Source organism: Paraglaciecola sp. 20A4, from assembly GCF_011378905.1.
Taxonomy (GTDB): Bacteria; Pseudomonadota; Gammaproteobacteria; order Enterobacterales; family Alteromonadaceae; genus Paraglaciecola.
In genome coordinates this window covers 25,751-26,198 of record NZ_WTPY01000035.1, presented here as the reverse complement: position 1 = coordinate 26,198, position 448 = coordinate 25,751, and positions in this window count along the sequence as shown.

Genomic DNA, 448 nt, shown 5'->3' with positions numbered 1-448 from the left:
TCTTTTTGGAAACACACATAGACTAAAACACACGCTAAATATGACCGTGGCATATCGGATTAAGTTCACATATAAATAAAAAAAGTGAATGAGTTCATTATCGCTATTAAATGAGTAGTCAGGTAGTTCTAATGGGTCTGAAAACAACCTAGTTGGTGGGGACAATGCATTGTAGTTCGTAGTAAATTACGGGCAAAAAAAAGCCCAGCTAAAGAGCTGGGCTAAAAGTTTTTCTAGGAACACACATAAACTAAAACACACACTAAATATGACCGTGGTGTACCTGATTAAGTTCACACATTAATAAAAAAAAGTGAATGAGTTCATTATCGCTATTAAATGAGTAGTCAGATAGTTCTATCGGGTCGGAAAGCAACTTGGTTGATGAGGACAATACTTTGCGGTTTGCAGTAAATTACGGGCAAAAAAAAGCCCAGCTAAAGAGCTA